General features: G+C 65.2%; 1 protein-coding gene. It reads right to left on the bottom strand.

Annotated elements, in window-relative coordinates; genetic code table 11:
- A partial coding sequence (locus NPS47_RS25095) for an autotransporter-associated beta strand repeat-containing protein (RefSeq protein WP_274297409.1) occupies window positions 1–2132 on the bottom strand: 2132 nt, incomplete at both ends.

Genomic DNA, 2132 nt, shown 5'->3' with positions numbered 1-2132 from the left:
TGCACCATTGAGCGCGTTGCTCAAGGTCCAGTTGCTGCCAGTGTCGATATTGAAGGTGCCGGCGTTGTTGATCGCCGCCGTGCCCAGGTTACTGGCCGTCGAGACCGTCAGCGCAGTGCCCATGGCCAGGTTCCAGCTGCCCGACAGGGTGTTGTTGCCCGCGAGCGTCACTGTGCTGGCGTTGCTCAGGTTGACCGCCCCGGTGCCGCCGATGGCATTGTCCAGCGTGCCGCTGGCTCCATCGAGCAACAGCGTGCCGTTATCGGTGATCTTGCCGCTGCCCAGGCCATCCACATGGTTCAGACTGACCGTGGCCCCTGTCGCGATGAGGGTGTCGGCGCTCAGGCCAGCGTTGCTGCCCTGCACGTCCAGCGTACCGCCATTGACCTGCAGCAGGCCCGCACCACTGAGGGTACCCGCCGAGGTGCCACCGTTGCTCGCCGCCAGCGTGCCGTTGTTCAGGTTCAAGCTCGACCCTGCCACAGCGTTGAGCACGCCCACCGTCTGGGTTTTGCCATTGAGGTCGAAGCCGGCCAGGTTGGCCAGGCTCAGCTTGCTGGTCCGGCCCAGGGCGTTGTCGGCACCTGCACGCAGCGTGCCCGAGTTCACACTCGTTTCGCCGCTGTAGTCGCTGCTGGCGTTGCTCAGGGTGATGGTGTTGCTGGCGTCGATCGCCAGATTACCGTTGCCGGTGATCTTGGCCGACATGTCCGCCGCAGTCCCGGCCGCGCCAGTATCCTCGGCCAGCCTCAAGGTCTGGCCCGATTGCAGGTCCAGCTGTGTGAGGCCGTAGTTCACATACAAGCCATCCCCTGCCGTGCCCGTGGTCAGCCGATAGTCATAGGTGCCCTTGGCCACGGTGCTGCCATTCTGGCTGATGTCCACCTGACGTGCTGCCGTGATGGCATTGCCATCCTGGTCGAGCAGACGCAGCGCGCCGCCGCTGCCGCTCACCGCACTCGCGTCGACCAACTTCACGCCGATGTTCACGTCATCCTGCATCAGCAGGTTGGACGTATTGGGCGTGTCCCTGCCGGGAGCAACAAACGGCGCCGGCACATTGATGACCACCGTGCCAGTATGGCTGGCGTCCAGCGTGCCGGTCTTGATCAGGCTGGTCGCCAGCACCTGATCCGGTGCACTGGCATTGAACCGTATCGTGCCGCCATTGATGTTCAGGCCGCCGATCACCTGGTTGCCATCGCCCACCGTGGTCACGTTGCCTGCGCCCACCTCCAGCGTCGCGTTGGTCAGTGCCGTGGTGTTGTCGCCCACCAGGGCGAAGGTGTTGTCCTTCAAGCTGACGGTGCCGGCGAAGCGGTTGCCCGCACCGGTGCCGAACGAGAACGCCTGGTTGGCGTTGGACGCGTTCAGCGTGCCGGCACCGGTCAGTGCGTTGTCGAAGCTGAAGGCACCGCTGGTCAGGGTGTTGACGATGCCGCCCGCGGCAATATCGACCCCGCCGGTGCCCAGGTTGGCGGTGCTGCTGGTGGCGTTATTAGCCACCGCCAAGGTACCCGTACCGGTCACCTTCCACTGCCCCGTATAGGCCGCATTGGCGCCACTGATCGTGGCCTGCGCCCCGCTCACCGTGGTCGTGCCTGCACCGGCCAGCAGGTTGTCGAAGGTGCTGGCCGAGGCTAGCGCCAACTCCAGCCCGGTCGTCGCACTGCCCGCTGCGGTGTTGATGTTCACCGTGCCGGTGCCAACGCCGTCAGCGTCGCTCAGTTTCAGCACGCCGCCCTGGATAGTAGTCGCCCCGCTGGCACTGTTGGCCCGGGCGATGGTCAGCGTACCCGTGCCGTTCTTGGTGAAGGCGCCTGCGCCATTGAGCGCGTTGCTCAAGGTCCAGTTGCTGCCAGTGTCGATATTGAAGGTGCCGGCGTTGTTGATCGCCGCCGTACCCAGGTTACTGGCCGTCGAGGCCGTCAGCGCCGTGCCCGCTGCCAGGTTCCAACTGCCCGACAGAGTGTTGTTGCCCGCGAGCGTCAGCGCGCTGGCGTTGCTCAGGTTGACCGCTCCGGTGCCGCCAATGGCATTGTCCAGCGTGCCGCTGGCGCCATCGAGCTGCAACGTGCCGTTATCAATGATCCTGCCGCTGCCCAGGCCGTCCACATGGTTCAGACTGACCG

Source organism: Pseudomonas putida (assembly GCF_028682475.1).
Lineage (GTDB): Bacteria > Pseudomonadota > Gammaproteobacteria > Pseudomonadales > Pseudomonadaceae > Aquipseudomonas > Aquipseudomonas putida_AG.
This window is presented reverse-complemented; position numbering and strand designations above follow the sequence as displayed.